Source organism: Mesorhizobium sp. M7A.F.Ca.US.005.03.2.1 (assembly GCF_003997795.1).
Taxonomy (GTDB): Bacteria; Pseudomonadota; Alphaproteobacteria; order Rhizobiales; family Rhizobiaceae; genus Mesorhizobium; species Mesorhizobium ciceri.
On record NZ_RZRP01000531.1, the window covers coordinates 1 to 4,442 of the forward strand.

Here is a 4,442-nt window from a genome sequence, read left to right on the forward strand (position 1 = left end):
AGGCTTGCCGACGAACGACGCTGACGCCTTACGAGGCCTTCTTGATCGACGTCACGATGCCGGTCTTGTCATCGACGGTCACCGCCACCTTGGCGCCGACCTTCAGTTTCCCGATCGTCGCTTCGGGCGACAGCTGGTAGATCTTGCCGTCGTCGAGGGTGATCGACTTGGTCGTCGGATCGACGGCCTGAATGGTGCCCTGAACGGTCGCGGCATAAGCGGTGCCGAGGAAGGCGAGCAGAGCAGCGGTGGTTGCGAGGGTCTTCTTCATTGGTAAGCACTCCGTGCTGTTTCACTTTTCCGGACCGCCGCCTTGGGAAACGACAGCACCGGACGGCCTGAAACTGGACGGAAAGCGCACCCTCCGCAAATCACATTGGGTGAATTTTCGCAAACAATATCATAGGCTTAATTCCGACACATTATCTGCGACCTAGATCATTTCAGGCCGCTTCGGCTCCCCCAATGAACGCACTTCTGTCCGCGAAAAGAGTCACTTGGCCGATTGTGACGGGCGGCTTTCGATCACCACGCAGCCGCCGCAATCCATCTCGGGCGGCATCACGAAACAGAGCGCTGACCGATCGTCGATACACATTTTGTCTCGCGGATCAGTTCAAAAACCGCCACGCCAACGCTGATCAAACTCGCGCTACGGTTGCAAACCGACGTCGAATGCGGGATGGTGTCGACCGTTGACATGAAGGGGGGCCTTCCATGAAGCTTGCAGTCCGGACTGCGATGTCCCTGATGCTGGCGTTTGCTCCAGGATTGGCCGGCGCACAAGCCACGGATCCGGGCGACGACAAAACAATTATCTTCACTCCCGGCGACCCAGAGATGGCAGCGGCGACCGCGCAGGCGCTCGCCAGCCTGGACGACTTCCTGGCACTGTCCGAGGCGCCTCCCGCCGACACAGAGAGGTTCAAATTGAAGGTCAAGGTACGGGACGGCAACGTCACCGAACACTTCTGGGTCATACCGTTCCGCCGCACCGAAACCGGATTTGTCGGCATATTGGCAAACCAGCCGGAGGAAGTGCACAACGTCGTCCTCGGCCAGAACATAGAATTCACCAGGGACGATATTTCCGACTGGGGATACACACGCGGCGGACGTCAGGTCGGCAGCTTCACCGTGTGCGTCATGTTCAACAAAATGTCGAAAGAAGAGGCGGACTACATGCGTGACAAATACGGCTTCGAGTGCTGAAAGCGCAGCCCGATCAACCCGCTTCGTCCTTCGCGCCGATCTTGCGCACAAGTGCCGCCGTCGCCAGCATCGCGCCCATGTCCGATATCATCGGCGCGACATGCCTGCTGTAGTCGAGCGGCACCGAAATATCCGGCAGCTCGAAGAAGTTCTTCGTCTGCGGCAACAGTAGGAAACCATCGCTGCCGTTGAGCGCGACGCGGGCTGGGTCGTCCGGCCAGGTTTCGCCAAGCCATTTCAGCGCCTGCGCCAGCCGGCCGCTCACCAATGGCTGTGCCGCCCCGAGATTGTCGGTGCGGAACTCGTAGGCGGCATCGAGCAAAGCATCGCCGCTGGACAGCTCTTGCAGCTTGCTGGCAAATATGCCGCGAAAGAAGCTGATCACCGCGTTGGTCCGCCGCGTCGCCACCAATATGCCGGGAAACGGCGCGATGGTCTCGAAAGCGACGATGACGCCCTGGAAGGCGGTCGAGGAGCCCTTGCCCGACCCTTCCCGCAGATGCGCCTCGTACAGTTCGAACGGAAACCCCTCATAGCGGCCCGCCACGATGTCGTCGAACGCCTGCCGGTTGAACGGACCAACCGCCGTGCGCGGCAACCGGTCGAAGGAATTCGGCGTCACGCCATGCTGGTAGCGCATGTCGGCGATGAAGCCGAATATGATCGGCAGCAGCGTCTCGCGGAACGATTGCTGCAGCCGCGTCGCCGGTTTCCTGGCCTGGAAATAGAGCAGGATCGAAGCCGCGAAGCCGATCACATAGAGAAATACATGCGGCGTCGAGACCCATTGCTCGTTGGGGTCGGCGACCTTGTTGAACAGCCAGGCGACCAGCACCACGGCCACCAGCACCAGCCCCACGAACACCGGCACCCGCCAGCGCACCTGCCGGACCGCCGAAGCCCTCGCCGCTTCATAGGCCTCGATGTCTTTTCGGATGCCGGCGATGACCGTTTCGCTCGGCATGAAATCCGCTGATTCCACCGCTACCCCCGCAATCCTGCCTCTGCGGGAGCATGATAGTTGGTTTTGCAAGGGCCGCCAGATGGTTAAGCGGGAACGCCTTCATCGGTTGGTGGAGAAGGGAAGACCGCTTTCAGTCGCTCCGCGACCCTGTCACGCATTCGGCCCTCCAAAGCCTCCATCAACACCAGCCGCTCGTGGTCGCCAGCGCGCAGGCGCATGAAGGGATGCATCCGGTAAGACGCGATCCTGCCGCGCGTACCGGCATCGGCACTGACATCGACAACGAGGATAGAGCCGATGCGGCCCGGCCATGGCTGCCGGGCAAAGGCGGTACCGAGGAAATCGCCGAGCCCATAGGCGACGATCGTCCCGTCAATCTTTTCCACCGGCTGCACGACATGGGCATGATGGCCCGCGATCAGCCCGGCGCCCTGCCCGGCCAGCCGCCTGGCCAGCGCTCGCGTCCCGTCGCGCGGAAAATGTCGGAACTCCCAGTCCCAATGCGGCACGGCGCAGAGAAGGTCCAAGCCAGCGGGTGGCCAGCTCGCCGGATCGCTGTCCATCGAAACGCGCCCGGCAAACAGTTTTTCATCGGCGTTCCGCCACAGCGTGAAGGCGGCGAAGCCGATATCAAGCGATCCAACCTGAATCGGTACAACCGGACCGTCGGCCAGGCCGATCGTGCGGATGCCGAGCCGCAGCAACGCCGCGATTGTCTCGTCGAAACCGGCGATGCCCTGATCCAGCACATGGTTGTTGGCCAGCGACAGCACGAGTTTTTCGCGCGCAACACCAACCGCCGTCAGCGCCTCGGCCAGGAACGGCTCGCTCATCGCATGATGCGTGCCGAGCCTTGTGCCCAGCACCGCGCTTGGCCTGTCCACAACAGGGCTTTCGCAATTGCCGATCACCAGATCGGCAGCGCCGAGCAGCGCCTTGATCGCCGGATCGCAATCCGGCGCGCTGCGGTTGGCCACCGCCGAGATGTCGCCGACAAAGGCAAGCCGCACCGCTTGCTTCGGCGGTGGATCCATCAGCGTCCCGGCCATCGGCGCAAAGTCTTGAGCGTCGCCGGCCAGTGACGGCTTCAGGAAACGCGGCAGCCAGGACAGCTTGTAGGAAAACGGATAATTCGACACGCGATGCCCAATTGTTTGCCCTGTGTAGACCGTCCGCCGGGCGGGTTGAAGCGCGGCGCTGCAAATGGTGTATGTTTGCACTGCGCGACAAAACATTGGGGGGAAAAGATGACACGACTGGCAGGCCTGCTGACATCCGCTTTCATTCTGCTCCTGCCGCTGTCTTCCGCGTCGGCGGCAATGCCAGAAGCGGCAACCACATTGTTTGAGGCGAAGACCGTGGCCGCGCGCGACACCGCTCTCTCGACGCTGGAGGCTGCCGCGCCAAAAGACCCGGCATCCGCCTATGCGGCCGGGGCGGGCGAGTTCTTTACCGCACTGGAGATCCTGGCCACCGGCCTGCACCGTCATGGTTTCGAAAGCCCGCAATCCTTCATGCTGCCGCTGATGCGGTTGCCGGTGCCCGACAATCCCAATCCCGAGCCGCTCACTTACGAGCAGTTCCGCGCCATCCTGGTCGGCTTCCGTGACCGGCTGGAGAAATCCGCAGCCACGTTTGCCTCGGTGCCGCCCGATGCCGATATCGGCATGGTCATCGATCTCACCCATGCCGGCATCGACCTCAACGAGGACGGCACCATCGCGCCGGACGAGAGCATGGCGGCGATCATCGCCTCACTCTCGCGCGGCGGTATCTCGTCGGACGCCGCCGCCCCCACGCTCACCTTCCGCTTCGACCGCGCCGACGGCTACTGGCTGCAGGGCTATGCCGAGTTCCTGATGGCGCAGGCCGATTTCTGGCTTGCGCATGATTTCAGGAGCACCTTCGACGGCTCGTTTCACATGCTGTTCCCGCGCGCCAAATTGCCGCTGCAGGATATTCTGGTGCCGCCGGCCGGCGATATGGGCTCGAGCATCTTCTCCTCGGAATGGCGCATCGCCGATTTCATCTCGATGGTGCATCTCGTCAACTGGCCGGTGATCGAACCGGAGCGCCGGCAAGCAGCGCGCCGCCACCTGCTGGAAATGATCCGGCTGTCGCGCGAGGACTGGAAGGCGATCCGCGCCGAGACCGACAATGACCGCGAATGGCTGCCTGGACCGCAGCAGAAGGGCGAGAACCCGCTCACCGGCCTCGAAGTCGGCGAGGAGCAGGTCCAGGCCTGGCTCGCCGCCTTGACCATGGC

The 4,442-nt window shown here is 62.6% G+C and carries 5 protein-coding genes; 2 read left to right on the forward strand and 3 right to left on the reverse strand.

Annotated features, from left to right (window positions below; all coding sequences use genetic code 11):
* Positions 1-28: 28 nt before the first annotated feature.
* Positions 29-271: a DUF1344 domain-containing protein gene (locus EN991_RS24840; RefSeq protein ID WP_013530037.1), complete on the reverse strand. Its 243-nt coding sequence runs from the start codon at positions 269-271 to the stop codon at positions 29-31.
* Positions 272-717: 446 nt separating this feature from the next.
* Between EN991_RS24840 and EN991_RS24845 the strand changes: the two genes are divergently transcribed.
* Positions 718-1,212, forward strand: a complete 495-nt coding sequence (locus EN991_RS24845) for a DUF2314 domain-containing protein (protein ID WP_127369748.1) — start codon at positions 718-720, stop codon at positions 1,210-1,212.
* 13 nt (positions 1,213-1,225) lie between these two features.
* On the opposite strand, the gene EN991_RS24850 is transcribed toward EN991_RS24845, so the two are convergent.
* A complete protein-coding gene (locus EN991_RS24850) occupies positions 1,226-2,176 on the reverse strand; it encodes a DUF3137 domain-containing protein (protein WP_164747158.1) in 951 nt (316 codons plus the stop codon).
* Positions 2,177-2,259: 83 nt separating this feature from the next.
* Positions 2,260-3,315 carry a CapA family protein gene (locus EN991_RS24855; protein ID WP_063168830.1) on the reverse strand — a complete coding sequence of 352 codons (1,056 nt, stop codon included), beginning with the start codon at positions 3,313-3,315 and terminating at the stop codon, positions 2,260-2,262.
* Between the two features lie 108 nt (positions 3,316-3,423).
* On the opposite strand from EN991_RS24855, the gene EN991_RS24860 reads away from it, so the two are divergent.
* Positions 3,424-4,442 (forward strand): hypothetical protein (locus EN991_RS24860; protein WP_127369749.1); only part of this gene is annotated, 1,019 nt, incomplete at its 3' end.

What these genes read in the sequence shown, in the direction of transcription:
- EN991_RS24840 (WP_013530037.1), bottom strand. Translation starts at nt 271, where the DNA reads ATGAAGAAGACCCTCGCAACCACCGCTGCTCTGCTCGCCTTCCTCGGC.
- EN991_RS24845 (WP_127369748.1), top strand. Translation starts at nt 718, where the DNA reads ATGAAGCTTGCAGTCCGGACTGCGATGTCCCTGATGCTGGCGTTTGCT.
- EN991_RS24850 (WP_164747158.1), bottom strand. Translation starts at nt 2,176, where the DNA reads ATGCCGAGCGAAACGGTCATCGCCGGCATCCGAAAAGACATCGAGGCC.